Raw genomic sequence first — 25,084 nt, 5'->3', positions numbered from 1 at the left:
ACTTGGAGCCGGCTTGGGGTCGCCCGCCGGCTCGACAGATCAGCCGGTCATGACCCTCGCGCGTGCGGCCGGCTCCGGGGTGCTGGTGCGCTCGACCCGCGAGGCGACATCGGCCACGGTGTCCTGGAGCAACCCGACCAGCCGGTCGGCGACGTCGTCGACGCAGGCAACCGCGAGGCCCTCGACGGCATACGCGACCGTGTGTGGCGCGGTCTGGCGTCGATAGGTCCGCTCGCTGACCAGGGCGACACGCGCGTAGCGCTCCGCCCAGGCGTGGGCGTCGGGAGCCGACGCGAACGCGGTGGCGCACCAGCCGTCCACGTCGCCCCGCACGGCGGGGCGGGTCGCGGCCAGCCGCTGGGCCGTCAGCAGGCCCACGGCGAGCACGTTCTGGCGGGTCGACGGAGCCACGGGAAGCGCCGCGGCGGCGGCGCGGGTCGCGATGACCAGGTCGAGGTCGAGGTCGGTCCCGGTGAGGCCGACCACGTCGGGGATGAGGGTGACCAGCCTGGGACGGTCGACGTCCCCGAGCGAGTCGTTGACCATCCGGGCGAGCGCGGCCAGCAACGGGTGGGTGCACGCGGGGTGGTCGCTCCAGCGCTCGCCGGCGAGGAAGGAGGCCATCTCCATGAAGCAGGCGCCCTTGCGAGGGTTGCGGTGCCGTCCCGCGGACAGGACAGGGACCAGGTCCGGCAGGGTCGTCTCGCGGCTCATCGCATCTCCCAGCGCACGGTCGTGGTCACCCGCCACGCCGCCATTTCCACTATGCGCCGGGGACGCTCGGGGCGCCACCCCTACTCGGTGCGATGACGGTCCGGTGGCGGTCGGCGCCGCTGAGGGGTCGTCCGGAGCCAAACCGCCGCATCCGCAAGGATCGCCTCGTCCTCCTGATGGAGAAGGCGCGCCCCTCCCTGCCGGATGTGTCGTAGTACTCCTGGCCCGACGATGGTGACTGCCGGGGGGACATCACCTGATCCGCAGCCCCGTCACCCATTCCTCGCCAGCATCTGGCTCTTGTGCAGGGAGTCCCGAATGACGGTCATCGAGCGCCTCTTCGACAACGCGTGGTACGTCGCCAACGCCTCGCCGACAGCCCGCGACCAGCTCGCCGCCGACGTGACGCGGGCGTGGATGGCCCGGGAGTCGGCGATGAGCGACGCCGCCAGCGCGTGCAGCGTGGCCGGCGTCTCCCCGGCTCGATCGGCCCTGGCCCTGTCGCTGAACAACGCCACCCAGGCGGCGTACGACCGGGCACGGTCCCGGGCCGCCGAAGCCGCACGCTGCACCGACATCATCGGCGGCCACGCCTTCTGCGTGCGCCGGGAGGTGCACCCGAACGGCGCCATGTCCGTCGAGGTGACCTCGTGCACGCTCATCCGGCGGGCGTCCCTGTCGGTGAATGGTCGCGGGCACGAGTGGAACGCCACCTTCCACGACCCGCAGGGCCGGCTGCGCGAGTCGTTCTCGACCGTGCTCGGCACCGATCCGTGGGCAGCCCTCCACACGGCGTGTGAGTGGATCGTCAGCGGTCAGCTCTGAGGCTCGCGAACCAGGGGGCCGAGACCGACTTGGGCACGACCATCTCCCAGGCGTCCAGCACGATCTCGGGAAGCCGCTCCAGCTCGATCGCCGCCGTCCACGCCTCGACCCACTGGTAGCGCAGGTCGACCTGTCCGGGCATGAAGAACACGTCGGGCTCCGACTCGACCAGGGCCGCCCGCTCCTCGCGAGGAAAGGCGAAGCCCATCTCGGTCTCGTCGCGGGAGAAGGCCAGCCACACGATGCTGCCGACCCGCCACTTCACCCGGTCGCGGACCAGTACCTCGTAGGCGCGCGGCAGTGGCGCCGCGATGCGGCGCACGTCCTCGACGGTGACGGCCACCCCACCACTGTCGCACCCGTCACTGACAGCACAGTCATGCAGGAGTGCGAGAAGACGTCAGCTCTCCGGGACGCTGGTCCGCAGCTCCTCCAGCCACGCGCGGGCGGTGACGTCGGACGGCATACGCCAGTCGCCACGGGGCGAGAGTGAGCCACCCGCAACGACTTTGGGGCCGTTGGGGAGCGCGGAGCGCTTGAACTGGTTGCTGAAGAACCGATGCACGAAGACCTCCATCCAGCGCCGGATCGTCGCGAGGTCGTATGCCGTGCGGCGGCCCTCGGGGTATCCCGCGGGCCACTCGCCGGACTCCGGGTCGGACCACGCGTGGAGCGCCAGGAACGCGATCTTGCTGGGGCGGTAACCGCGACGCAGCACGTGGTACAGCGTGAAGTCCTGCAACGCGTAGGGCCCGACGGAGTCCTCCGTGGACTGGAGCTTCTCGCCCGCCCTGGTCGGGACGAGCTCGGGGCTGATCTCCTGGTCGAGGATCTCGGTGAGGGTGCCGTTGACAGGGCCCTCGAACTGGCCGCTGCCGACCACCCACCGGATCAGGTGCTGCATCAACGTCTTGGGCACGCCGCTGTTCACCCCATAGTGCGACATCTGGTCGCCGACGCCGTACGTGCACCACCCGAGCGCCAGCTCGGACAGGTCGCCCGTGCCGAGGACGATCCCACCGCGCTGGTTGGCGGCGCGGAAGAGGTAGTCGGTGCGCAGGCCTGCCTGGACGTTCTCGAAGGTTACGTCGTAGACCTCCTCGCCGCGCCCGAAGGGGTGAGCCAGGTCCTTGAGCATCTGGGTCGCGGCCGGCCTGATGTCGAGCTCCTCCCACGTGATCCCGAGGGAGTCCATGAGGTGGATCGCGTTGGTCTTGGTGCCGTCGCTCGTGGCGAAGCCCGGCATCGTGAAGCCGATGATGTCGGTGCGCGGCCTGCCGAGTCGGTCCATGGCCTTGGCCGCGACGATGAGCGCGTGCGTGGAGTCGAGCCCGCCGCTGACGCCGATGACGATCTTGGGCTGCCAGGTGTCGGTGGCGATGGCCCGCAGCCGCTGCTCGAGCCCGGACACCTGGATGTTGTAGGCCTCGTAGCAGTCGAGCGCCAAGCGGGCCTCGTCGTCGGGCACGAAGGGGAACCGGTCGACCTTGCGGCGCAGCCCGATGTCACCCGACGGTGGCTTCAGGGCGAAGCCGAGGGTGCGGAAGTCCGCGCCGTCGCTGGCGTCGATCCGCTCGGCGCGGCGGTTGTCGTCGAAGGAACCCTGTCGGATGCGTTCCTGCCGCAACCGGTCGAGGTCGACGTCGACGACGGTGGCGCGGGCACCGTCCGGGAAGCGCTCGCTCTCCCCGAGCAGGTCGCCCATCTCGTAGACCATCGTCATGCCGTCCCAGGACAGGTCGGTCGTGGACTCACCGGCCGACGCCGCGGCATACAGGTAGGCCGCGTTGCACCGCGAGCTCGCCGAGCGGGCGAGCAGGTGGCGGTCCTCGGCGCGGCCCACGGTGATGGGCGACGCGGAGAGGTTGAGCAGCACGGTGGCTCCCGCCAGCGCGGCCTTGGCGCTCGGGGGGACCGGCACCCACATGTCCTCGCAGATCTCGACGTGGACGGCGAGGCCGGGGACGTCGTCGGCCTCGAAGATGAGGTCCGGGCCGAACGGGAGGTCGCCCTCCTCGTCGGCACCCGGCCAGTGCGGCGCGTGGAACCAGTCGCTGCGGGTGTCGTCGCCGGAGGCGAAGTGTCGCTTCTCGTAGAACTCGCGGTAGTTGGGCAGGTTGGACTTCGGCACGACGCCGAGGACCTCGCCGCGGTGGATGACGACGGCACAGTTGAACAGCCGGTTGCCGTGCCGCAACGGGGCGCCCACGACGACGACGGGAAGCAGGGTCCTGGTCGCCACGGCGAGGGTGACCACTGCGCGGTCGACCTCGTCGAGGAGGACGTCCTGGAGGAGGAGGTCGTCGATGGCGTACCCGGACAGGCTCAGCTCGGGGAAGAGGGCCACCGCAGCACCCTCCGCGTGCCGCAGCCGCACCTGCTCGACGACCGCCTCGGCATTGCGGGCGGGGTCGCCCGCGTGGACGGGGAGGGTGCAGGCCGCGACGCGGGCGAAGCCGTGGCGGTAGGCAGACGCGAAGTCCGACGATGAAGCCCCGTGGTCCATGGCCCGAGTCTGTCAGAGGGTCCGGTGCGAGGACCGGCGAAGGGTTCGCGTCGAGCCCCGCCGCCCGCCGTTCGTCCCGTTCAGCCGCGCAGTCGGGCCGCCTGACGGGTGAGGTGGTCACGCTCCGCCGCGCTGGTCGCCGCCCTGGCCGCCGCGGCATACAACGTGTGTGCCTGGTCGAGGTCCCCGGCCTTCTCGTGCAGGTATGCCGCGACGGCGACGTGGCGGGGGACGGTTGCGTCCACCGCGGCCAGGGCTCGGAGGCCTGCGAGCGGGCCGTCGACCTCGCCGACGGCGACGGCGCGGTTCAGCGCGACGACGGGGCTGTCGGTGAGCCGGGTGAGCTCGTCGTACCACTCCAGGATCTGCGTCCAGTCGGTCTCGGCCGCGGACCGGGCGTCGGCGTGCAGCGCCGCGATGGCGGCCTGGGCCTGGAACTCACCGAGCTGGTCGCGGGCCAGGGCGTCCTGCAGGATCCGCACCCCGTCGGCGATCGCGGTCGTGTCCCACCGGGAACGGTCCTGGTCGGCCAGCGTCACGAGCTCGCCGGCCTCCGTGCGGCGCGACGCCCGCCGGGCGTGGTGCAGCATCATCAGTGCCAGCAGCCCCGCCACCTCGGGTTCGTCGGATGCCGCAGCCAGCTGACGGGTCAGCCGGATCGCCTCCGCTGCCAGGTCGACCTCGCCCGTGTAGCCCTCGTTGAACACGAGGTAGAGGACGCGCAGCACGACCGCGAGGTCGCCAGGATGGGTCAGCCGCTCGCCCGAGATGGTGCGCTTGGCGCGGCTGATCCGCTGCGCCATGGTCGCCTCGGGGACGAGGTAGGCCTCCGCGATCTGGCGCGTGGTCAGCCCGCCGACGGCGCGCAGGGTCAGCGCCACCGCGGAGGTCGGCGAGAGCGCAGGGTGGCAGGAGAGGAACAGCAGCAGGAGCGTGTCGTCGGCCTGTTCGGTGGCGCCTGGCCCCGGCTCCTCGTGGAACCGCTCCTCCCGCCTGCGTCGCGCGGCCTCCGATCGCACCGCGTCGACGTACCTGCGCGACGCCACCGTGACGAGCCACGCCTTGGGTTCGTCGGGCTGCGCGGACGGCCAGCGACGGAACGCCTCGACGAGGGCCTCCTGCACGGCGTCCTCGGCCGCCGCGAAGTCTGCTCCGCGGCGGACGAGGATGCCGAGCACCTGAGGTCCGAGGTGCTTGAGCAGCTCGTCGAGCTCGCTCATCGCCTGGTCACTCCGTGATGACGGGCGGCTCGGACATGAACGCCCGGACCTCGATCCACTCGTTGAGGGGGACGCCACCCGGGCCGGGGGCCGACGAGAGGAACGCCGCCGCCTCGTGGGCGCGCTCCACCGAGTCGACGTCGATCACCATCCAGCCGGCGATCAGGTCCTTGGTCTCGGCGAACGGGCCGTCGGTCACCGGCGGCTTGCCCTCGCCGTCGTACCGCACGAAGGCGCCCTCGGGTGAGAGCCCATCGGCGTCGACGAACTCACCCCGCTCGCGGAGCGTGTCGGCGACGTGGTGCATGAACCCGATGTGGTCCGAGATCTCCTGCGGAGTCCACTGGTCCATGGGGATGCAGCCCTGGGGGCTGCGCTCCGGACCGCCTCGGTAGTGCTTCAGCAGCAGGTACTTGGCCATCGTCATCTCCTTCGTCCGTGCCGGCCATTCTGGCCGCCATCACCCCCAGGACGGAGCCGTCGGTCGGTTCTCGACATGGTCGGCGACACAACTTTCGGCCCACGGGGGGGAACTTCGGGTATGCCGCGTGGCTCAGCCCCGCACGGGGAGGTGGGCGTCGAGCCAGCCCACCACCTCGTCCATCACCTCGTCGCGGTTGGTCTCGTTCAGGACCTCGTGGCGCGCCTCGGGCCACAGCTTCACGCTGACGTCCTGCACGCCGAGACGGCGGTACTGGTCGGCGACCTGCTGGACGCCCTTGCCCTTGGCGCCGACGGGATCGAGTGACCCGGCGATGAGGTGGATGGGCAGCTCCTTGGGCACGCGGGCCACCTCCGAGTCGGCGTTGATGGCAGCGAGGCCGCCCAGCAGGTCGACGAAGAAGCCGCTCGTGAACACGTTGCCGCAGCGCTCGTCGGCGACGTACTTGTCGACCTCGGCCTCGTCACGGGAGAGCCAGTCGAACTTGGTGCGGTTCGGCTTGAAGGCCGCGCCGTACTGGCCGAAGGTGAGCTGGTCCATCAGGGCGCTGGGGTGGCGACGGCCGCGCAGCCGGGCCTGGGCGGAGGCGAGCGCGAGGCCCACCTTGCCCAGCGCGCCCGGGTCGCCGGCCGTGCCGGACAGCACCAGCCCGTCGAGCTCCCCGCCGAACCGCGTGACGAAGGAGCGGCTGAGGAACGAGCCCATGCTGTGGCCGAAGAGGAAGAACGGCAGACCCGGGTGCTCGGACAGCGCGTGCTCGGTCACGAGGTGCAGGTCGTCCACCACGGTGTCCCACCCGTGGTCGTCGGCGAAGTAGCCCGCGTCCTGGGCGGCGCGCGCCGTGGAGCCGTGGCCGCGGTGGTCGCTCGCGTACACGGCATACCCCGCGGCGGTCAGCCGTTCACCGAACCGGGCGTAGCGGTCAGAGTGCTCGGCCATGCCGTGCGCGACCTGGACCACGGCCTTGGGTGGGCCCTCGGGCAACCACCTGTTGACGTGCAGCTGGGTTCCGTCGGGAGTGGTCAGGGTGCTCGTGCTCGACTGCATTGCGCCTCATTCGCTCGGAAAGGTGTCGCCAGGGCCGCTGCGCTGACAATAGCCACGCGCGGGAGCCGTGACGGACCGTTGCCCGGCATTTGGTGGGGCGATGAGTTCTGCCGGGTGGCATGGTCTGTATCGACGAATCCCACCCTCGTGCGAAAGGCTCCGACCATGGCCAGAAAAGTCTCGGCCCACCTGTTCAACTCCGTCAACGGCGTCGTGGAGGCCCCCGACCAGTGGCAGTTCGACCGCTTCGGGCCGGAGGAGATGGAGATGATGGGCAAGGCCATCGGCGGCGTCACCGACGTGGTCATCGGCCGCAAGCTGTGGGACGAGTGGTCGCAGTACTGGCAGTCCGCGGGTGCCGACGACCCGTTCGGCCAGTTCATCAACCCGGTGCGCAAGCATGTGGTGTCCTCGACGCGATCGGGTGACCTCGGCTGGAACAGCACCGTCATCGACGGCGACCCGGCCGCCCACGTCCGGGAGCTCAAGGAGTCCGAGGGTGGGGACATCTCGGTCGTGGGCGGCATCGACACCATCCGGTCACTGTTCCTGGCCGGTGTCATCGACGAGCTGACGCTGACCACCCACCCGGTGGCTGGCGTCGGTCGTCGGCTCTTCGACGAGTCCGTGCCGGTCACCCGGCTCGACCTCGTCGACAGCCAGGTCACGTCGGTCGGGAACGCCGTCCTGACCTACCGGTTGCGGCCGCAGGACTGAGCCGAGCCACCACCTCCGGCCGGGTGAGGACCAGGCCCACCAGCTGGGTCCGACTGGTCAGCCCGAGCTTGTCGCGGATGCCGTCGAGGTGTCCCTCCACCGTGCGGACGGTGATCACCAGGGCGTCCGCGATCTCACGGTTCGACAAGCCCTGCGCGACGAGGGTCGCGATCTCCTTCTGGCGTTCGGTCAGGGCGGTGGCGGCGCGGTTGACGTCCCGGTCCCTCGGAGCCTCCCGCCGCGGCCCGCGGGTGACCTCGGCGAGGAACTCACCGGGGGACCCGGAGGCGATCTCGACCACGTCGACGGTCCCTATCGAGATGTTCGGCGTCACCGAACCGGCCGAGGGGAGGGTTGCCACCTCCCTGCGCAGGGCCAGGGCCAGCCGCTGCGCCGCACCGGCTGCCGTGGCACTGACCAGCACCGCGAAGTGTCCGAAACCCAGGGCAGCGACGAAGCGGTCGGCCCCGCGCAGCCGGTCGGCGAGTCCGACCATGACCGTGTCGGCGGCGTCGATGCCGTCCGCGTGCACGATCCCGCCGACGTTGGTCACCTCGATGATCGCCATGACCACCTGCGCTCCGGGAGCCTGACCTGGGTGTCGTTCCAGGCTTCGCTGGACGCGGTACTCCAGCTCGACGCGGGTGGGCAGCCCCGTCATCGGGTCACGCGAGAAGAAGGGGTCGACGACGTGGGGGGCCGGCACCGTGGAGTCGGGCAGCACCCAGTGACTGCCCACGATGGAGACCACGCGGTGCGCGTCGTCGTGAAGGCCCCGCGCGGTGATCCGTACGAGGGCACTGCCGTCGGGGCCGGGCACGAGCACCGCCAGGCTCAACGTCCGGGTCAGCCCCTCGGCAACGGCGGCGATGCCGTCGCCCAGCGGCGAGCGCTGGTCCTCCGGGAAGCCGTCGAGCCACTGGTCGATGGACCAGCTGCTCGCGTCAGCCATGCCGTGGTGTCGGAGGATGGAGGGGGACAACCTCAGCAGGTCGTTCGCCGGGTCGTAGTCCCACGACCCCATCGGCGCCCGGACCGCGGCGCCCTGGTCGACACGCTGGGTCGCCATCGCCACGCCCAACGAGTCGTGGATGGCGTCGCGGGCTGACAGCAGCAGCCGTCGATCGGCCTGGCTGAAGTCGCGAGGCGAGTCGTCCAGGACACAGATGGTCCCGAAGACGTCACCGTCGGGCCAGTAGACGGGGAAGCCGAGATAGGCCAGCAGCCCGCGCCGGGCATCGGGGTTCTCCACCCACTCCGCCTCGCTGCGGCTGTCAGCCACGACGAGCTCGGCCTGGTTGGTGATGACGTACTCACACAGCAGGCCCGGCTCGAGAGCCAGCCGCTCTCCCGGGTCGTAGTAGTCCTGCTCAAGGCTGGGTGCGGTCATCTCGATCGCACCGTCTTCCGTGTGCCGGGTCACGAGCCCCAGCTTCACGTTCATCGACCGTGCGAGGACGGTCATCACCAAGCGCCACGAGGCCACCGTCTCCTGCGACGGCGCCCTCGTGGTCATCGACTCCTGGTCCGGCATCTCCTGATCCCCCTGCATCGAGTTGTCTCCCCACCCGACGAGGTACCCAGGACGGCCCGCACCGTCGTGGCACCAAGACAGGTAGTTCCCCCCGTGTGTGCGGAGTCCTCGGCAGCCAGTCTGGAGTTGTCCTTCAGCACCAAGGCTGGTCCACAACTCGACAGAGACTGCACAGCACGTCGACCGGCCGCAGCCGGTATCCCCAGACGGCCCGGGTCGACATCCCGGAGGCGGGTGCGGTGACACTCGCCACCTTGAGCTGGTTGCCTCACCCGTCCTCCCCTTCCGGGTGCATGGGTCGGTATGCCGTCGGCCTGCTCACCGACCCGCGACCCCTGCAAAACGTTCGACAACCCCGCCCGAAAGTAGCACCACCCCTCGCGTCGACGTCAACACGCGGGATCGCTGGAGCAGTCGAACCATGACAACGCACATCGAGGTCCGGACCGGACCTCTCGACGAGGAGGTACCGATGTCAGCGCTACCCGTCGGTTCGGACGCGCCACACCCTCGGCGCGGCACCGACGCCGATGAGCAGCACGACTCCGGTGTCGGGCAGCACCACGCTCCCGGCGAGGAGGTTGACTCGGCCCTGATCGAGGCCGTCCGGGCGGGCGACGAGTCCGCGACGGCGACGTTGTACACGCGCTACCACGCGTCGGCGCTGAGGGCGGCGAGGGGCATCGCGGGGCACGGGGTTGCCGAGGACCTCGTCTCCGAGGCCTTCACCAAGGTGCTCGTGGCGATCCTCCACGGGGCCGGTCCGAAGATCGCGTTCCGCCCCTACCTGGTCGCGACGATCCGCAACCTCTACGTCGACGGAATCCGCCGGAGCGCCCGGGAGTTCCTGGTCGATGATCCTGACGTCCTCGACAACGCCGAGCCCGATGCGGCAGAGGCGTTCGTGGAGCACACCGTGATGATGGATGCCCTGGCCACGCTCCCACCCCGGTGGCGGGAGATCCTGTGGCGGACCGCGGTGGTGGGCGAGCCCCTGGGTGTCGCGGCCGCCAAGATGGGCCTGAACCCCAACGCGGCTGCCGCCCTGAACTTCCGTGCGCGGGGTGGCCTGCTCAAGGCCTACCGCGAGGCCCAGGACCAGGAGACCGGCTGGTAGCAGCGGCCCGCGTGCTCGGTGCCCGGTCAGGGGAGTGCCGTCAGCGGACCACCTTGAAGTTGAACTGGCCGGTGCCCAGCGTACCCATCAGGCGAAGCCACAGGGGCAGCAGCATCTCGGCACCCCGAGCGGTCTCCAGGGCGCCGAGGTCGATGACGTCGTCGTGCCCGAAGGCCTGCAACAGCGCGACGACCTCGGCCTTGGCGTCCGCGTCGTCACCCGACACGAACACGGTGCTGGACTGACCGAGGGACTGCGGGTCGACCATCAGGGAGGCGGTCAGGGTGTTGAGGGCCTTGACGACCTTCGCCCCGGGGTAGGCCCGCTGCACCTGCTCGGCCAGGGAGTCGCTGTCCTTGACGAAGAGCGTGGGCGGGAAGCCGGCGGTGAAGTCGAGCGGGTTGGAGATGTCGAGCAGCACCTTGCCGTTGAGGTTGTCCGCTCCGGCCAGACCCAGGACGCTGAGGGCGACCATGCCGGAGGAGGCGTTGACGACCAGGGTGGCACCGGCTGCGGCGTCGGCGAAGCTGGTCAGCTCGACCCCGGGGTGGGCGGCGTGCCAGGTCGTGAACGGCGGGTTGCCCATCTGGTCGGGGTCGACCCGGGCCGCGGTCGCCTCGGGGTCACGGGTGCCGATGGCCACTGAGTGGCCCAGCTCGTCGAGCTTGCCGGCGATGGTCTGGCCGACGATGCCGGTGCCGAGCACTGCGATTCTCATGAGGCGATAGTAGGCACCGTCCCTGGACGCGTTGGGGCGCGCCAGCGGAGGGGATCGAGCGAAGGCCCCCAACCGTGGTGGTTGGGGGCCTTCAGCTCACGTGCGCGAGGGGGGATTTGAACCCCCACGCCCTTTCGGACACTGCGACCTGAACGCAGCGCGTCTGCCGTTCCGCCACTCGCGCGTGGGAACGGCCAATTGTGGCGTACGCGCCCTGCGTTCGCCAAACTGGCCCATCGCGCCTCCGACGGACACGCGGCCACGAGGACCGTCTGCCCCCTTCGGCGCGGCGCGCGTGACCAGTCTGCCCAGACCAGCCCGTTACGATCGGGTCCAGACGTGACCAGACATCGCAGGGCAACAGGTGAGGAGGTGCCAGCAGTGGGACTGTTCGACCGGGTCGAGCAACGCCTCGAACGCGCCGTCAACGGTGCCTTCGCCCGTGCCTTCAAGTCCGAGGTCCAGCCGGTGGAGATCGCGTCCGCGATCCGCCGGGCGATGGACGACCGCGCCGCCGTTCTCGGCCAGGGCCGGACCATCGTCCCCAACCTGTTCACCGTCGAGCTGTCCGACACCGACTACGAGCGGCTCGGTGGCTACGACGAGGAGCTCGAGAACGAGCTGATCGCCGCGGCGCAGGAACATGCCGAGTCCCAGCGCTACCAGCCCGGCGGTCCCCTCCAGGTGAACTTCGCGAGCGCCAACGACCTCGAGACGGGCGTCTTCCGCCTCCGCACCTCCACTGCCCGGCGCCCCGGAGCCGCCCCCAAGCGGGGCGAGGAGGGGTATGCCGCGACGCCGGCTCCCAGCCCCGCCGCACCGGCCGCGCCAACCCCCGCCGCGCCGACGCCGGCCGCCCCACGCCCACGGCATACCGAGGACGACGGGTTGGAGGCGACGCAGATGCAGGCACCGGTCGCACCGGCAGCCCCGCCACGCCGGGTCAACCCGGCCGACCGCCCGTGGCTGGACGTCGACGGCGAGCGCTACCCGCTGATGGGCGCCATGACCGTGCTCGGCCGCGACGACAGCGCCGACATCATCCTCGACGACCCGGGAATCTCCAGGCAGCACAGCGAGATCCGCGTGACCAACGACGGGCCGCACCTCGTCGCGAGCATCCGCGACATGGGGTCGACGAACGGCACGTTCGTCAACAGCGAACGCATCACCAGTCAGCGCCTGTCCGACGGGGACCGGATCACGGTGGGGCGCACCTCCGTCATCTACCGCGCCGGTCGGCGGTGAACGCCACGCATGAGTGAACTCACCCTCACGATCATCCGCCTCGGGTTGCTCGTCCTCCTGTGGATCTTCGTCTTCAGCGTCGTCGGCGTGCTCCGGGGAGACATCTACGGCACCCGCGTCGTCAGCCGCACGCCCCGCAAGCCCGCGCCAGCCGCACGTCAGCCCGACTCGCGCTCGGCCGCCCCAGCGCCGGCCACACCCGCGAAGCGCCCCAAGCGGCAACCACATTCGTCCGTGCCGCACTCCCTCGTCGTCACGCAGGGGCCGCTCACCGGCACGAGCCTTCCGCTGCGCCAGGCCGGTACCATCATCGGCCGCAACCCCGAGTGTGCGCTGATCCTCGACGACGACTTCGCCTCCGGCCGGCATGCCCGCATCTTCCAGCGCGACAACGCGTGGTTCGTCGAGGACCTCGGCTCCACCAACGGCACCTTCGTCGGCACGGAACGACTGACCGGCCCCGTCCGGGTCGAGGCAGGCAGCACGCTGCGGATCGGCAAGACCGTCATCGAGCTGCGGCGATAGGTAGCCACGACGATGCCCTTCGCCTTCCACTACGCCGCGCGCTCCGACGTCGGCATGGTCCGTTCGGAGAACCAGGACTCCGGGTACGCCGGGCCTCGCCTGTTGGCGATGGCCGACGGCATGGGTGGTCACGCCGGCGGTGACATCGCGTCGTCCACCGTGATCGGTGCGCTCGTCGACCTCGATGGAGAGGCCCTGGGCAGCGCCGAGGCGAGTTCGGCTCTGCTGCAACGGATCACAGCGGCCAACAACCAGCTCGCTGACATCGCGAAGGCCGAACCGGCCCTGCAGGGCATGGGCACGACGCTGATCGCGATCCTGCGGTCCCACAACAAGCTCGTCCTCGCCCACATCGGTGACTCCAGGGCCTATCTCGCCCGCGACGGCAAGCTCACCCAGATCACGAAGGACCACTCGTTCGTCCAGAGCCTGGTCGACGAGGGGCGGATCACCGAGGACGAGGCCATCGGTCACCCGCAGCGGTCGCTGGTGACCCGGGTACTCACCGGACAGGACGACGACGAGCCCGACGTCACCGTCCGTGAGGCCCGCATCGGCGACCGCTACCTCATCGCGTCCGACGGCCTCACCGACTACGTCGCCGGCGACACGATCGCCGAGCTGGTCCTCGCCGGACAGGCTCCCGGCCCCACGGCCGACCGCCTCGTCGACCTCGCCCTCAAGGCGGGAGCCCCCGACAACGTCACGATCGTCATCGGTGACGTCGTGGACATCACCAAGGTGACCGCGCCGCCGACCCAGCCCCAGATCGTCGGGGCCGCCGCCACCCGCACCAAGGGCGGCACCCGCCCGATCCCGGTGACCCCTGCCGCGAAGGCCGCCGCCCTGTCCCGTGAGGCCTCGGGCCAGGACGACGAGAGCCAGGACGTCACACTCGCCGAGGAGGGCCCCGCCTCCGGGCCGGGCCGCTGGCTGCGTCGCGTCGCCCTGCTCGGCCTGGTGCTCATCGTGCTCGGCGGTGGCGCGTATGCCGCGTACACCTGGTCCCAGCGCCAGTACTTCGTGGGCGCCCACCAGGGCAATGTCGCCATCTACCAAGGGGTTTCGCAGGACCTCGGGCCGGTCAAGCTGTCCCACGTCGAGTCCGGGTCCGACGTCATGGTGGCCGACCTCCCCGATTTCGAGCGCCAACAGGTGCAGCAGACCATCGCCAAGGACTCGCTGGCCGACGCGCAGGCGCTGGTCAACCGCCTGCGCACCGACGCGCTGCGGTGCGCGGCGAGCCGGGCCACCGGCGGGGCCTGTGAGGACGCCGGCACCCCGTCGCCCTCCACCACCACCTCGACCACCACGACCACCACCACGGCGCCGACCACCGCTGCGACCACGACGACGAGATGACCACCGTTTCGAGCTTCGCCCCCCGAACCCGCCGCAACGTCGAGCTGGTGCTGCTCCTGCTGGCCGTGAGCATCGTGGTCCTGGCCTACGTCAACGTCGGGCTGTCCGTCTCCGGCGCGTTCCCCCCGGGTCTGGTCACGCACGGCGCCGGCCTGCTCGTCATCTCGCTGGCGTTCCACCTGCTGCTGCGGTGGAAGGCGGCGTACGCCGACCCCCTCCTGCTCCCGATCGTCACCCTGCTCAACGGGTTGGGGCTGGTGATGATCCACCGCCTCGACATCGCCAAGGGACGCGACATCAGCTCGGGCCTGGCCCTCAAGCAGCTCACGTGGAGTGCCCTCGCCGTGGCGATCGCCGCGGTGGTGCTGTGGTTCCTGCGTGACCACCGGATGCTGCGGCGCTACACCTTCACGGCGGCCGTCGTCGGTTTCGGGCTGCTGATCCTGCCCCTCATCCCCGGTATCGGTCGCACCGTCAACGGGTCGCGGATCTGGATCGGGCTCGGACCCTTCACCTTCCAGCCCGGTGAGGTCGCCAAGATCGTGCTGGCCGTGTTCTTCGCCGGCTACCTCGTGCAGACTCGCGACGCGCTGTCCCTCGCAGGTCGCAAGGTGCTCGGGTTCACGTTCCCCCGGGGCAGGGACCTGGGGCCGATCATCGTCGCCTGGGTGCTCAGCCTGCTCGTCCTCGTCTTCGAGAAGGACCTCGGCTCGTCGCTGCTGCTGTTCGGGCTGTTCGTGTCCATGCTCTATGTCGCCACCGAACGCACCTCGTGGATCGCGATCGGCATGACGCTGTTCTGCGGTGGGGCCTATCTCGCGTTCCTCGTGTTCGGGCACGTCCAGCAGCGCGTGCACCTGTGGCTCGACCCGTTCGCGCCCGACCAGTCGGACCAGGTGGCCAAGGGCCTGATGGGCATGGCCGCCGGTGGCCTGCTCGGCACGGGTCTGGGTCGTGGCCGTCCCGACCTCACCTACTTCGCCGAGTCCGACTTCATCATCCCGAGCTTCGGCGAGGAGCTCGGCCTCATCGGGCTGTTCGCGCTCCTGGTGCTCTACGTGCTCCTGGTCGAGCGCGGACTGCGCACCGCGCTCGGAGTCCGCGACGGTTTCGGCAAGCTCCTCGCCGCAGGGCTCGCGTTCTCGGTGGCCCTCCAGTGCTTCGTCGTCGTCGGCGGTGTCACCCGGGTCATCCCGCTGACCGGTCTGACGATGCCGTTCCTGTCCTACGGAGGCTCCTCCCTGCTCGCCAACTGGACCCTCGTCGCCCTGCTGCTGCGCATCAGCGACGTCGCCCGGCGCCCGGTCGCCGAGATCCAGCCCGGTCCCACGCCGTCCGGCCAGGCCAGGACCGAAGTGGTGGCGATCCGGTGAACGCCCCCATCCGCCGGCTCTCGACCGTCGTCGCGCTGTTGTTCACGGCGCTGCTGATCTCCTCGACCTACATCTCGTTCGTCCAGGCCAAGGCCCTCCAGGACCGCCCCGAGAACCGCCGCACCCTGCTGGCCAACTACGCCCGCGAACGCGGCCAGATCCTCGTCGGTGGCACCCCGGTCGCGAAGTCCACCGCCACCAAGGACGAGCTCAAGTGGCTGCGGACCTATCCGCAGGGCGACCTCTACTCGCACATCACCGGCTACTACTCGTTCACCTACGGCGCGGGCGGTGGCATCGAGGGGGCCGAGAACAGCCTGCTCGCCGGGTCCTCCGACAAGCTCTTCTACCGCCGCGTCTCCGACATCCTCACCGGCAAGGAGCAGACGGGCGCGAGCCTCGAGCTCACCATCAACGCCAAGGCGCAGGCCGCCGCCGACAAGGCGCTGGGCGACCAGCGCGGAGCCGTCGTCGCCCTCGACCCCACGACCGGTGAGATCCTCGCCCTCGTCAGCCACCCGGCATACGACCCCTCCGTGCTGAGCAGCCACGACACCGACAAGGTCGTCGCAGCCTGGAAGCAGCTCAACTCCGCCCCCACCCAGCCGATGGTGGACCGCGCCATCGCCGGAAACCTCTACCCTCCGGGGTCGACGTTCAAGATCGTCACCGCCGCGGCGGCGCTCGAGTCCGGCAAGTTCACCGAGGAGAGCCAGATCCCCGGCCCGGCCGTGCTCGACCTGCCGCAGACCAGCTCCGACCTGCCCAACGACTTCCGGGGCAACTGCGGTCCCAACGACAAGACCACCCTCACGCACGCCCTCGAGATCTCGTGCAACACCGCGTTCGGGTGGCTGGGCATGCAGGTGGGGGCCGACGGCTTCCGTGCCCAGGCGGCGAAGTTCGGCATCGGTGACCGCCTGTCGGTGCCGATGTCGGTCACGCCGAGCTCGGTGCCGGCGGAGCTCAACCAGCCCCAGCTCGCGCAGTCCGCGATCGGTCAGTACGACGTTCGCGTGACGCCGCTCCAGGTGGCGATGATCTCGGCGGCCATCGCCAACAACGGGATCGTGATGCGACCTCACCTCGTCAAGAAGGTCACCTCCTCGGACCTCGAGGTGATCGACGAGACGCAGCCCGAACAGCTCTCGCAGGCCGTCTCGGCCGACACCGCGGCAGCACTGACCCGGATGATGGAAGCCGTCGTGAAGAGCGGCACGGGCCGCGCCGCCCAGATCAGCGGTATCGACGTCGCGGGCAAGACCGGCACCGCGCAGCACGCCGCAGGCAAGGCGCCGCACGCCTGGTTCACCGGGTTCGCGCCGTCGAGCGACCCCAAGGTCGCCGTCGCGGTCGTCGTCGAGGACGGCGGCAATGCCGGCAACGAGGCCGCGGGCGGCCGGGTCGCGGCACCGATCGCCAAGGCAGTGATGGAAGCGGTGCTGGGCAAGTGAGCCACGAGACCGGCCAGGTGCTGGCCGACCGCTACCGCCTCGTCGAGCGCATCGCCCTCGGCGGGATGGGCGAGGTCTGGCGGGCCCACGACGAGACGCTCGATCGCGAGGTCGCCGTCAAGGTCCTCCTGCCCGGCAGCGCACAGGACGAAGGCTTCCTCGAGCGCTTCCGCGCCGAGGCACGACACAGCGGCGGACTGTCCCACCCCAACATCGGCACCGTCCACGACTTCGGCGAGGAGGACGGCAGCGCCTTCCTCGTCATGGAGCTCCTGCAGGGCGAACCCCTGTCGACGCTGATCCGCGAGCGCGCACCGATGCCCCAGGCCGAGGTCACGGAGATCCTCTACCAGGCGGCCCTGGCCCTTCAGGCCGCCCACGAGGCGGACGTGGTCCACCGAGACGTCAAGCCGGCCAACATCGTCGTCGACGCCAACGGGTACGCCAAGCTCACCGACTTCGGCATCGCCCGCGCCCTCAACGAGGCGCCGCTGACCCAGACCGGAGAGGTGCTGGGGACACCCCACTACCTGGCTCCCGAGCAGGCCAAGGGGGAGGTGGCGGGTCCACTGAGCGACGTCTACGCCCTGGCCGTCGTCGGCTACGAGATGATCACCGGCCAGCGACCGTTCTCCGGCGACACCTTGGTGACCACCGCCCTGGCGCACATCAGCCAGCCGGCCCCACCGCTCTCCGACGACGTCGAGGAACCGCTGCGCACCACCGTCATGGCGGCGCTGGCCAAGGACCCGACCCTGCGACCTCAGAGCGCGGCCGCCTTCGCCGAGGCGCTCAGGCTGACGCCCGGACAGGCCCCCGCACACCTGGTCGCCGGCGCGGCCGCGGCCGTCGCACCCTTCATCGTCGGCGTCCCGGCCGACCTCGGGCCCGAGGGCACCCTGCCGACCTCGGTCATGCCCACGCCGGCAGCCTCCGGTGCCGACATCACCACGGACTCCGACCGCGCCGACACGGCGGTGCACGACACTCGGCGGCCGGGATGGCTGATCCCGGCCGCGGCCGCGGTCGTCGTCCTCGTCGTCATCGTGGTGGCCATCGCCCTCGGCGGTCGAGGAGCCGGAGCGCGGCAGGGCAACCCCGGTGCCACCACACCCAGCACGGCCACCACGACACCAACGACACCATCCAGCGCGACCACGACGGCGACGACGGCGAGCCGGACCACAGCGCCCGCCACCACTGCCGCGCCGAAGGCGCCCGCCAACGCGGGCAACGGCAAGGGCAAAGGGGGAAAGAAGAAGTGACAGCACCACGCCTGCTCGGGGGACGCTACGAGATCGGTGAGCTCCTCGGCCGCGGTGGCATGGCCGAGGTCCACCTGGGGCACGACACCCGCCTGTCGCGACCCGTGGCGATCAAGATGCTGCGCTCCGACCTGGCGCGGGACCCCGCGTTCCTCGCCCGGTTCCGCCGGGAGGCGCAGTCCGCCGCAGGCCTCAACCACGCATCGATCGTGGCCGTCTACGACTCGGGCGAGGACTACGCCACCGAGGCCGGAGGCGCCAGCGTTCCCGTGCCCTTCATCGTCATGGAGCACGTCGAGGGTCAGACCCTGCGCGAGCTGCTCAACAACAGCTCACCACTCGCGCCGGCCGAGGCGGCCCGGATCACCGAGGGTGTCCTCGACGCCCTCGCCTACAGCCACCGCATGGGCATCGTGCACCGCGACATCAAGCCGGCCAACGTCATGATCGGCCCCCAGGGCCAGATCAAGGTGATGGACTTCGGCATCGCCCGCGCCGTCGCCGATGCCAACGCGACGATGACCCAGACCCAGGCCGTCATCGGCACGGCGCAGTACCTCTCCCCTGAGCAGGCCCAGGGTCACCACGTCGACGCCCGCTCGGACCTCTACTCCACCGGCTGCCTGCTCTTCGAGCTGCTCACGGGACGGCCGCCGTTCCAGGCCGACTCCCCGGTGGCCATCGCCTACCAGCACGTCGGGCAGCCCCCGCCGCGCCCGTCGACCCTCACCCCCGGCATCGACCACGCCCTCGACGCCGTGGTGCTGCACGCGTTGGCCAAGGACCGTGAGTCCCGCTACCAGGACGCCACCGCCTTCCGTGCCGACCTGCAGGCGGCGCGCCTCGGCCGCCCGATCAGCGCAGCTGCTCGTGGCACGGCAGGCGCCGCGGCCGGCACCGCCGACGCGACGGTGGCCCTCGCGCCGGCCAGCGCGACCGCAGCCACCACGGTGATCCCGGCCGGGGGGAAGTATGCCGCGCCGGCGGGGTCCAACACGGCGACCCTTCCCGCCATCGGGCACGACCCCGACGACGAGCCCCGCAAGCGACGGGGCCTGGCGTACTTCCTGCTCGTCCTCGCCGTGCTCGGTGCCCTCACCCTGATCGCCGTGGCCGGGAAGGCCCTGCTGGACCGGCCGGGACAGAACCAGCCGAAGGTCGCGGTCCCCTCGGTGATCGACCTGCCCGTCGACACGGCCGAGGCCAAGATCCGCGCCCTCGGACTGGTGCCCGAGCCCACCGATGTCAACAGCGCCAAGGAGGTCGGCACCGTCGTCGACCAGAACCCCAGCGCCAGCGAGATGGTCACGAGCGGCAGCAAGGTGGGCATCAGCGTGTCGATCGGGCCGAACACCGTCGACCTGCCCGACCTCAAGGGCTTCAGCAAGGACGAGGCCGCCGCCCAGCTGGCTGACCTCAACCTGAAGGTGGGCAGCATCAAGGAGGTCGATGACACCGGACTGGACAAGGGCAAGGTCTCGACGACCTCGCCGGCGGCGGGCGAGGCCGTCGCGGTGGGCTCGGCCGTCGACCTGAACGTGTCGTCCGGCAAGGTGACGGTGCCGGATGTCGTGGGCAAGACCCGCAACGAGGCGGCCGACCTGCTCGGCGAGCTCGGGCTGAGCGTCAAGACGACCTACGTCGACAGCACCCAGCCGGAGAACACGGTGCTCAAGCAGAGCATCAAGGCCAAGACGAAGGTGAACGACGGCTCGACCATCACCTTGACCATCGCGCAGCCACCACCCCCGGTGCAGACACCCACCACCCCACCCACGACGGCGACGACCACGGCGCCCCCCACTCTGCCGACGGGAACGGCGACCACGCTGCCGTAGCCAGGCGGCCCCAGACGAGGCCCCGTGGCGCGGCCCGGCGAAGCGGTGGAGTCAGCCGGCGGCGACGGCTCGCGCCACGCCCTCGGCGTCGCGCACCAACGGGCTGAGTCCTGCCGAGCGGGCGACCGCGTCCTCGAGGCCGCACAGGGTCAGCCAGTTGGCGAGGATCCGGTGGCCGCCCTCGGTGAGCACGCTCTCGGGGTGGAACTGCACGCCGTGCAGTGGCAGGTCGCGGTGGCGCGCGGCCATGATGATGCCGGACTCGGTGTGACCGTTGGCGACCAGCGTCTCGGGAACGGTCGCGGGGTCGATCGTCAGCGAGTGGTAGCGCGTCGCGGTGAACGGCGACGGCAGCCCCGCGAGCACCCCCGTGTCGTCGTGGAGCACCCTGGAGGTCTTGCCGTGCAGCAGCTCCGGGGCGCGGCCGACCGTTGCCCCGGTCACGACTCCGAGAGCCTGGTGACCGAGGCACACGCCGAGCATCGGCTGGGCACGCTCCCCGCAGCCCTCGATCATCGCCATCGAGACGCCGGCCTCCTCCGGGGTCCCTGGTCCGGGTGAGACCAGGACGCCGTCGAACTCCGCGCCGTCGGCGGGACGCAGGGCGTCGTTGCGCACGACCTCGCACTCGGCACCGAGCTGCTGGAGGTAGCCGACGATGGTGAAGACGAAGCTGTCGTAGTTGTCGACGACGAGGATGCGGGTCATCGGTGGTCCTCCGTCATCGGTAATCCTGTTTCTTGGGCCCGGACCAGGTGGTTCGGCGCACGCAGTGCGGTGGGGTCGACCGTGTTCTCGTTGAACGGCATGAGGGGGGCGATGCGCGGGAAGAGCCACAGGAAGCAGAAGGCGACCACGAGCAGCACGAGCACGGCGGCGAGCAGGACCCGCACCACGAGGGGACCGGGCAGCGCGCGCCAGATCGCGGCATACAGCATCGGTCAGGCTCCCTTCGGGGCGGCGAGGGTCCCGGCAGGCAGGCCCTCGGCATGGGGGTAGGTCTTCACCAGCTGGGCGAACACGACGTAGCGCTGGGCGGCGCTGTACTTGGGGTGGCACGCGGTCATCGTCAGCCAGCGCTCGGTGGGCTTCGCGCCAGGCTTGTCGGGCACGGGCGCGATCACCCTGACGTCGCTGGGCGCCACGATCTCGTGACGCCGCACGGCATAGACGTTGTATGCCGCCTTGGTCTCCACCACGACCAGGTCACCGCTGCGCAGCTTGTCGATGTCGTGGAAAGGACGCCCGTAGGTCGTGCGGTGCCCGGCGATCGCGAAGTTGCCGACCGCCCCGGGCCCCGCGGTGCCGTCGTAGTGGCCGATGCCGTCCTGGAGGATGTCGCGGCCGGTGCCCTCGAGGAGCGGGCGCGCGTAGTGCGCCCCGAGGCGCGGGATCCGCACGATCGCGAACGCCGCCCCGAACGGGGCAGCCGTCGGCTGCCCGGCGGGGCTGGTCGGCGCCGCGGCCGCGAAGTCGCGGGTCAGCGTGGAGACCGTCGCGTCCTGCGTGCGGTTGGCGGTGACGTCGGTCCACCAGAGCTGCCAGCCGACGAAGAGGAGAAGCAGCAGCCCCGCCGTGACCATCAGGTCGCCGGCGACACCCAGGACCCAGCGGGCCACCCTCATCGGCCGGCCCGGGCGCGCTGCAGGTTGATCGAGCCCGCATAGGCGGGGAAGGTCTGCTGCACGTTCGTCCTCACGTCGTATCCCACGCCGACCTCGCCCACCCACTGCCGGTAGATGGACACCGACGGGCTGCGCTCCAGCGCTGTCTTGAGGTTGGACTGGTCACCCATGGCGGAGATGACGTAGGGAGGGGAGTACACCCGTCCCTGGAGGATGAGGGTGTTGCCGACGCAGCGGACCGCGCTGGTGGAGATGATCCGCTGGTCCATCAGCATCATCGCCTCGGCTCCGCCCTCCCAGAGCGCGTTGACGACGGCCTGGACGTCCTGCTGGTGCACGACGTAGTCGTCGACCGAGAAGCCGTCGGGCAGCACGGCGGGGACGTTCTTGGCATCGGTGAGCGACACCTGCACCGTGGGGCCGGCCACGGCCTGGGTGCCGGCCGCCAGGGTCAGCTTGTCGGCCTCCGTGGTCAGCTGGGTGACGCGCAGGTCGCCGGGGGCCTGCTGGGCCGAGAGCCGGTCCACCTCGGCACGCAGCTGCGCGAGCCGGCTTGCGAGGACGGTGTTCTGGCGGGTCTGGTTGCGGATCAGGCCCGGCAGGTCACCGCCCGACGAACGCAGGTCGGTGCCCCGGGCCGTGGCCGCGCTCAGGGCGAACAACAGTCCGGCGACCAGGGCGACCAGCGGGACCACGGCCGACCAGAGAGTGGGGCGGCGCGTCAGCCACGTGAGCCGCTGGTCCGCCATGGCACTACGCTATGCCACACGTCGAGACGGTTGACGCTGCCGTCCGAGTTTCGAGGAGTGTTTCCGTGCCTGAGTCCAAGGGTCGCGCCAAGCGCGCTTACACCCCGCCGAGCAAGCCCGCGAAGGCCAAGGTCGGCAACCCGCCCTGGTTCGTGCCGGCGATGCTGACGCTCATGGTCGTCGGCCTCCTGTGGATCGTCGTCTTCTACATCACCAGCCAGCGCTTCCCGCTGGAGTCGCTCGGTCGCTGGAACCTCGGCGTCGGCTTCGGCCTGATGCTCACGGGTTTCGCGATGACGACCCGCTGGCGCTGACCGCACCGTCCCGCCTGACCGCCTGACCCGCACGTTATCCACAGGGTTGTGCACAGCTGGGGACAAATGACAGGCGTGTAATACGGGCCCGACGCCCGGGTCAGCCGAGGAGCGAGGCCGGCGACGCGGCATACTTGCCGATCGCGACCGCGACCACGACGAGCAGCACCAGTGCCACGCCGGGCCACTGCCAGCGGCGGCGTTCGCGGGCGGAGGTCGCCGCGATCACCCCCGCCACGGCAGCGCCGGTGAGCAGACCACCGAGGTGGGCCTGCCACGCGATCCCCGGCACGACGAAGCCGATCACGGCGTTGATGCCGATCGTCGCGTACATGCCGGCCGAGGAACGGCCCAGGTGCCGGTTGAGCACGAGCAGCGCGCCGAACAGGCCGAAGACCGCTCCCGACGCACCGACCGCGCCGATGTACCAGGAGCTGGGGTCGAGCTCGTCGAAGGGCACCGCCGGTGACAGCAGCAGGTAGCAGGACGATCCGCCGATGGCGCTCACCAGGTAGACCGCGGCGTACCGCGCTCCGCCCAGCAGCCGCTCGAGGTACTGCGCCCCCACCATCCACAGCGCCAGCATGTTGAACAGGATGTGCGTGATCGTCGCGTGGGCGAACGCCGACGTGAGGAAGCGCCAGGGCTCGTGCGCGCCCAGGTAGGGCACGAAGGAGATGTCGCCGCTCAGGCTCGGTTCGGCCGTCTGCAGCACGAAGACCAGGACGCAGATCGCGATGATCGCGTAGGACACCAACGGGGTGTCACTGACGCTGCCGCCGAAGACGGTCCGCGTGCTGCGGACCGTCTTGGCCTGTTCCTTCACGCAGTCGACGCACTGGACGCCGACCGCGGCCGGTCGCTGGCACTCGGGACAGACCGGCCGCGCGCACCGCTGGCAGCGCACGTAGGAGACCCGGTCGGGGTGCCGCGGGCAGACGGGGGTCGTCTGCTGTTGCGGGTATGCCGTGGGCTCACTCATGTGCGGACCTTGCCTTAGGGTTCGCACCGGTGCGAACGGCGGCGATCTTGTCGACGACCTCGCGACTGGGGCCGTCGGCCACCTCACCGAAGATGGTGTGCTTGCCCTGCAGCCACGTGGTGTTCCCCACGGTGATGAAGAACTGCGACCCGTTGGTCCCCTTGCCCATCCGCTTGCCGGCGTTGGCCATGGCGAGCATGTAAGGCTTGGTGAAGTCCTTGTCGGGGCTGATCTCGTCGTCGAAGGTGTAGCCCGGGCCACCGAAGCCCTGCCCGAGGGGGCATCCACCCTGGATCATGAACCCGGGGATGATGCGGTGGAACACCAGGCCGTCGAAGAACGGCGTGGGGTTGGATCGGCCGGCGTCATCGCGGTACTCCTGCTCACCCTTGGCCAGTCCCACGAAGTTCTTGACGGTCTTCGGGGCGTGGTCGGGGAACAGCGTGACGTTGATGTCGCCGTGGTTGGTCTTGAGGGTGACGTCCATGTCGGCCATCCTTCCATGCGCGGTCTCGTGAGATGGCCCTCAGTACCCCCACGGGCTTGCTCACCAGCGGAAACAAGGCAGGATGGGTCGAGAGAAGTCGTCCGTCCGGTCGTCGTGCAGAGCCCTTCGCGGCACTGGTTCGCCGATCGTCCGGACTCCATCCCACGCCAAGTCACAGGAGGCACGGTGTTCCGCACCAAGACCAAGACTGAGCAGGCCAGCGACGCTGTCAGCAGCTCCGCGCAGAGCGCGGTCGACTATGCAGCAGCCCTCAAGGAGCGCGTCGGCCCGGCCGCCGAGGTGGCCAAGGAACGCGCCGCCCAGGCCAAGGACTGGAGCAAGCCCCACGTCGAGCACGGCCTCGAGGCCGCCCGCGAGTGGGCCAAGCCGCGGGTCGACCACGGCATCGAGGTGGCTGCCCCCAAGCTGCAGGGCGCCGTCGAGGGGCTGGCCCCCAAGGTCGACACCGCCCGCGACACCATCGTCGACACGCTGCTGCCCAGGGTCGCCGAGGCGATCGCGGCCGTCGCCGCAGCCTCCGCCGCCGCCAAGTCGGCCGCTGCCGACACGGCTGACCGGTCCTCCGACGCCTACTCCGTGCTCAAGGGCGACGCCGTGGCCAAGCCCCGCAGGCGCAAGGGCAAGATCCTGCTGTTCCTCGGCCTGGCCGCCGCAGCAGCAGCCGCTCTCGCGGCCTTCAAGAAGTCGGCACCGCGCGAGGACCCGTGGGCCACGCCCCTCGACGACCCCTACACCGCACCGACGGCCGGCCGCGACTCCAGCGTCAGCGCGACCAGCAAGGTCGCCAGCCTGACCGACGCCGCCAAGGAGAAGGCCACCAGCGCCGCCGAGACGGTCAAGGACAAGGCCGCCGACGCCAAGGACAAGGCCACCGAGGCTGCGTCCGACGCCAAGGACAAGGTCACGAGCAAGGGCAAGCACGTCGCCACCGACGCCGCCGACGGGGTCTCGGACGCTGCCGACGAGGTGTCCGACGCCGCGCAGGACGCCAAGGACAAGGT

At 70.5% G+C, this 25,084-nt stretch carries 26 protein-coding genes and 1 tRNA gene; 12 read left to right on the top strand and 15 right to left on the bottom strand.

All coding sequences use genetic code 11. From position 1 onward, the window contains the following. Positions 1 to 39: 39 nt before the first annotated feature. Positions 40 to 714 (bottom strand): hypothetical protein, encoded by a 675-nt coding sequence (locus tag AC1DS4_RS16160; protein ID WP_477614269.1) that lies wholly within the window; start codon positions 712 to 714, stop codon positions 40 to 42. 318 nt (positions 715 to 1,032) lie between these two features. Between AC1DS4_RS16160 and AC1DS4_RS16155 the strand changes: the two genes are divergently transcribed. Further along, on the top strand, positions 1,033 to 1,539 hold the full coding sequence (locus tag AC1DS4_RS16155; protein WP_477614268.1) for a hypothetical protein: 507 nt from the start codon (positions 1,033 to 1,035) through the stop codon (positions 1,537 to 1,539). Here AC1DS4_RS16155 and AC1DS4_RS16150 read toward each other — a convergent pair. The 5 genes from AC1DS4_RS16150 to AC1DS4_RS16130 all read right to left on the bottom strand — a co-directional run bounded on the left by AC1DS4_RS16150 (position 1,523) and on the right by AC1DS4_RS16130 (position 6,754). Beyond that, the gene (locus tag AC1DS4_RS16150) at positions 1,523 to 1,882 is read right to left on the bottom strand and encodes an MmcQ/YjbR family DNA-binding protein (RefSeq protein WP_477624586.1); all 360 of its coding nucleotides are present in this window, start codon (positions 1,880 to 1,882) and stop codon (positions 1,523 to 1,525) included. The two genes, AC1DS4_RS16155 and AC1DS4_RS16150, sit on opposite strands and share 17 nt — an antisense overlap. A gap of 57 nt (positions 1,883 to 1,939) precedes the next feature. Further along, positions 1,940 to 4,045, bottom strand: a complete 2,106-nt coding sequence (locus tag AC1DS4_RS16145; protein WP_477632881.1) for an NAD(+) synthase — start codon at positions 4,043 to 4,045, stop codon at positions 1,940 to 1,942. An 80-nt stretch (positions 4,046 to 4,125) separates the two neighbouring features. After that, positions 4,126 to 5,265: an RNA polymerase sigma factor gene (locus AC1DS4_RS16140; RefSeq protein WP_477614265.1), complete on the bottom strand. Its 1,140-nt coding sequence runs from the start codon at positions 5,263 to 5,265 to the stop codon at positions 4,126 to 4,128. A gap of 7 nt (positions 5,266 to 5,272) precedes the next feature. Continuing rightward, a complete protein-coding gene (locus AC1DS4_RS16135) occupies positions 5,273 to 5,686 on the bottom strand; it encodes a YciI family protein (RefSeq protein ID WP_477614264.1) in 414 nt (137 codons plus the stop codon). Positions 5,687 to 5,818: 132 nt separating this feature from the next. Beyond that, the gene (locus AC1DS4_RS16130) at positions 5,819 to 6,754 is read right to left on the bottom strand and encodes a lysophospholipase (RefSeq protein ID WP_477632880.1); all 936 of its coding nucleotides are present in this window, start codon (positions 6,752 to 6,754) and stop codon (positions 5,819 to 5,821) included. Positions 6,755 to 6,919: 165 nt separating this feature from the next. On the opposite strand from AC1DS4_RS16130, the gene AC1DS4_RS16125 reads away from it, so the two are divergent. Next, the gene (locus AC1DS4_RS16125; protein ID WP_477614262.1) at positions 6,920 to 7,471 is read left to right on the top strand and encodes a dihydrofolate reductase family protein; all 552 of its coding nucleotides are present in this window, start codon (positions 6,920 to 6,922) and stop codon (positions 7,469 to 7,471) included. On the opposite strand, the gene AC1DS4_RS16120 is transcribed toward AC1DS4_RS16125, so the two are convergent. Continuing rightward, on the bottom strand, positions 7,419 to 9,005 hold the full coding sequence (locus AC1DS4_RS16120) for a LuxR C-terminal-related transcriptional regulator (protein ID WP_477624581.1): 1,587 nt from the start codon (positions 9,003 to 9,005) through the stop codon (positions 7,419 to 7,421). The genes AC1DS4_RS16125 and AC1DS4_RS16120 overlap by 53 nt on opposite strands. A 421-nt stretch (positions 9,006 to 9,426) precedes the next feature. On the opposite strand from AC1DS4_RS16120, the gene AC1DS4_RS16115 reads away from it, so the two are divergent. Beyond that, positions 9,427 to 10,122 carry an RNA polymerase sigma factor gene (locus AC1DS4_RS16115; protein ID WP_477624580.1) on the top strand — a complete coding sequence of 232 codons (696 nt, stop codon included), beginning with the start codon at positions 9,427 to 9,429 and terminating at the stop codon, positions 10,120 to 10,122. Between the two features lie 40 nt (positions 10,123 to 10,162). On the opposite strand, the gene AC1DS4_RS16110 is transcribed toward AC1DS4_RS16115, so the two are convergent. Beyond that, entirely contained in the window at positions 10,163 to 10,840 is a 678-nt protein-coding gene (locus tag AC1DS4_RS16110; protein WP_477614259.1) for an NADPH-dependent F420 reductase, read from the bottom strand. A gap of 101 nt (positions 10,841 to 10,941) precedes the next feature. Beyond that, positions 10,942 to 11,024: transfer RNA gene (locus AC1DS4_RS16105), tRNA-Leu, on the bottom strand. A gap of 197 nt (positions 11,025 to 11,221) precedes the next feature. Between AC1DS4_RS16105 and AC1DS4_RS16100 the strand changes: the two genes are divergently transcribed. From AC1DS4_RS16100 to pknB, 7 genes are read left to right on the top strand one after another with little or no spacing between them, the layout of a single operon-like run. Beyond that, positions 11,222 to 12,088: an FhaA domain-containing protein gene (locus AC1DS4_RS16100; protein WP_477614258.1), complete on the top strand. Its 867-nt coding sequence runs from the start codon at positions 11,222 to 11,224 to the stop codon at positions 12,086 to 12,088. A gap of 9 nt (positions 12,089 to 12,097) precedes the next feature. After that, entirely contained in the window at positions 12,098 to 12,613 is a 516-nt protein-coding gene (locus AC1DS4_RS16095; RefSeq protein ID WP_477614257.1) for an FHA domain-containing protein FhaB/FipA, read from the top strand. 12 nt (positions 12,614 to 12,625) lie between these two features. After that, positions 12,626 to 13,975 carry a PP2C family protein-serine/threonine phosphatase gene (locus AC1DS4_RS16090; protein WP_477624579.1) on the top strand — a complete coding sequence of 450 codons (1,350 nt, stop codon included), beginning with the start codon at positions 12,626 to 12,628 and terminating at the stop codon, positions 13,973 to 13,975. Next, positions 13,972 to 15,348, top strand: a complete 1,377-nt coding sequence (locus AC1DS4_RS16085) for an FtsW/RodA/SpoVE family cell cycle protein (protein WP_477614255.1) — start codon at positions 13,972 to 13,974, stop codon at positions 15,346 to 15,348. Before AC1DS4_RS16090 ends, AC1DS4_RS16085 begins: the two co-directional genes overlap by 4 nt. Further along, positions 15,345 to 16,802, top strand: a complete 1,458-nt coding sequence (locus AC1DS4_RS16080) for a peptidoglycan D,D-transpeptidase FtsI family protein (protein ID WP_477614254.1) — start codon at positions 15,345 to 15,347, stop codon at positions 16,800 to 16,802. The genes AC1DS4_RS16085 and AC1DS4_RS16080 overlap by 4 nt, the downstream gene beginning before the upstream one ends. Further along, complete coding sequence (locus AC1DS4_RS16075) at positions 16,799 to 18,067, top strand: serine/threonine-protein kinase (RefSeq protein WP_477614253.1); 1,269 nt, start codon at positions 16,799 to 16,801, stop codon at positions 18,065 to 18,067. Before AC1DS4_RS16080 ends, AC1DS4_RS16075 begins: the two co-directional genes overlap by 4 nt. Continuing rightward, complete coding sequence (pknB, locus tag AC1DS4_RS16070) at positions 18,064 to 19,905, top strand: Stk1 family PASTA domain-containing Ser/Thr kinase (protein WP_477614252.1); 1,842 nt, start codon at positions 18,064 to 18,066, stop codon at positions 19,903 to 19,905. Before AC1DS4_RS16075 ends, pknB begins: the two co-directional genes overlap by 4 nt. Positions 19,906 to 19,956: 51 nt before the next feature. Here pknB and AC1DS4_RS16065 read toward each other — a convergent pair whose 3' ends face one another. From AC1DS4_RS16065 to AC1DS4_RS16050, 4 genes are read right to left on the bottom strand one after another with little or no spacing between them, the layout of a single operon-like run. After that, positions 19,957 to 20,613: an aminodeoxychorismate/anthranilate synthase component II gene (locus AC1DS4_RS16065; RefSeq protein WP_477624578.1), complete on the bottom strand. Its 657-nt coding sequence runs from the start codon at positions 20,611 to 20,613 to the stop codon at positions 19,957 to 19,959. Further along, the gene (locus AC1DS4_RS16060; protein WP_477624577.1) at positions 20,610 to 20,843 is read right to left on the bottom strand and encodes a hypothetical protein; all 234 of its coding nucleotides are present in this window, start codon (positions 20,841 to 20,843) and stop codon (positions 20,610 to 20,612) included. Before AC1DS4_RS16060 ends, AC1DS4_RS16065 begins: the two co-directional genes overlap by 4 nt. 3 nt (positions 20,844 to 20,846) lie before the next feature. Continuing rightward, complete coding sequence (locus tag AC1DS4_RS16055; protein WP_477624576.1) at positions 20,847 to 21,524, bottom strand: class E sortase; 678 nt, start codon at positions 21,522 to 21,524, stop codon at positions 20,847 to 20,849. Between the two features lie 2 nt (positions 21,525 to 21,526). Continuing rightward, positions 21,527 to 22,279 carry a DUF881 domain-containing protein gene (locus AC1DS4_RS16050; protein ID WP_477614248.1) on the bottom strand — a complete coding sequence of 251 codons (753 nt, stop codon included), beginning with the start codon at positions 22,277 to 22,279 and terminating at the stop codon, positions 21,527 to 21,529. Positions 22,280 to 22,344: 65 nt separating this feature from the next. Here AC1DS4_RS16050 and AC1DS4_RS16045 point away from each other — a divergent pair, with 65 nt between their 5' ends. Then, positions 22,345 to 22,593, top strand: a complete 249-nt coding sequence (locus tag AC1DS4_RS16045) for a cell division protein CrgA (protein WP_477614247.1) — start codon at positions 22,345 to 22,347, stop codon at positions 22,591 to 22,593. Between the two features lie 100 nt (positions 22,594 to 22,693). On the opposite strand, the gene AC1DS4_RS16040 is transcribed toward AC1DS4_RS16045, so the two are convergent. Further along, positions 22,694 to 23,575 (bottom strand): rhomboid family intramembrane serine protease, encoded by an 882-nt coding sequence (locus AC1DS4_RS16040; RefSeq protein WP_477614246.1) that lies wholly within the window; start codon positions 23,573 to 23,575, stop codon positions 22,694 to 22,696. Then, positions 23,568 to 24,062, bottom strand: a complete 495-nt coding sequence (locus tag AC1DS4_RS16035; protein ID WP_477646075.1) for a peptidylprolyl isomerase — start codon at positions 24,060 to 24,062, stop codon at positions 23,568 to 23,570. Before AC1DS4_RS16035 ends, AC1DS4_RS16040 begins: the two co-directional genes overlap by 8 nt. Positions 24,063 to 24,248: 186 nt before the next feature. Between AC1DS4_RS16035 and AC1DS4_RS16030 the strand changes: the two genes are divergently transcribed. Next, on the top strand, positions 24,249 to 25,084 hold an 836-nt coding region (locus AC1DS4_RS16030; RefSeq protein WP_477646074.1), incomplete at its 3' end, for a hypothetical protein.

This window comes from Pedococcus sp. P3_C7 (assembly GCF_056402615.1).
This window is presented reverse-complemented; position numbering and strand designations above follow the sequence as displayed.

Coding starts and splice junctions, on each gene's coding strand:
- AC1DS4_RS16160 (WP_477614269.1), bottom strand. CDS start 714: ATGAGCCGCGAGACGACCCTGCCGGACCTGGTCCCTGTCCTGTCCGCG.
- AC1DS4_RS16155 (WP_477614268.1), top strand. CDS start 1,033: ATGACGGTCATCGAGCGCCTCTTCGACAACGCGTGGTACGTCGCCAAC.
- AC1DS4_RS16145 (WP_477632881.1), bottom strand. CDS start 4,045: ATGGACCACGGGGCTTCATCGTCGGACTTCGCGTCTGCCTACCGCCAC.
- AC1DS4_RS16140 (WP_477614265.1), bottom strand. CDS start 5,265: ATGAGCGAGCTCGACGAGCTGCTCAAGCACCTCGGACCTCAGGTGCTC.
- AC1DS4_RS16135 (WP_477614264.1), bottom strand. CDS start 5,686: ATGGCCAAGTACCTGCTGCTGAAGCACTACCGAGGCGGTCCGGAGCGC.
- AC1DS4_RS16130 (WP_477632880.1), bottom strand. CDS start 6,754: ATGCAGTCGAGCACGAGCACCCTGACCACTCCCGACGGAACCCAGCTG.
- AC1DS4_RS16125 (WP_477614262.1), top strand. CDS start 6,920: ATGGCCAGAAAAGTCTCGGCCCACCTGTTCAACTCCGTCAACGGCGTC.
- AC1DS4_RS16120 (WP_477624581.1), bottom strand. CDS start 9,005: ATGCCGGACCAGGAGTCGATGACCACGAGGGCGCCGTCGCAGGAGACG.
- AC1DS4_RS16115 (WP_477624580.1), top strand. CDS start 9,427: ATGACAACGCACATCGAGGTCCGGACCGGACCTCTCGACGAGGAGGTA.
- AC1DS4_RS16110 (WP_477614259.1), bottom strand. CDS start 10,840: ATGAGAATCGCAGTGCTCGGCACCGGCATCGTCGGCCAGACCATCGCC.
- AC1DS4_RS16095 (WP_477614257.1), top strand. CDS start 12,098: ATGAGTGAACTCACCCTCACGATCATCCGCCTCGGGTTGCTCGTCCTC.
- AC1DS4_RS16090 (WP_477624579.1), top strand. CDS start 12,626: ATGCCCTTCGCCTTCCACTACGCCGCGCGCTCCGACGTCGGCATGGTC.
- AC1DS4_RS16085 (WP_477614255.1), top strand. CDS start 13,972: ATGACCACCGTTTCGAGCTTCGCCCCCCGAACCCGCCGCAACGTCGAG.
- AC1DS4_RS16065 (WP_477624578.1), bottom strand. CDS start 20,613: ATGACCCGCATCCTCGTCGTCGACAACTACGACAGCTTCGTCTTCACC.
- AC1DS4_RS16060 (WP_477624577.1), bottom strand. CDS start 20,843: ATGCTGTATGCCGCGATCTGGCGCGCGCTGCCCGGTCCCCTCGTGGTG.
- AC1DS4_RS16050 (WP_477614248.1), bottom strand. CDS start 22,279: ATGGCGGACCAGCGGCTCACGTGGCTGACGCGCCGCCCCACTCTCTGG.
- AC1DS4_RS16040 (WP_477614246.1), bottom strand. CDS start 23,575: ATGAGTGAGCCCACGGCATACCCGCAACAGCAGACGACCCCCGTCTGC.
- AC1DS4_RS16035 (WP_477646075.1), bottom strand. CDS start 24,062: ATGGACGTCACCCTCAAGACCAACCACGGCGACATCAACGTCACGCTG.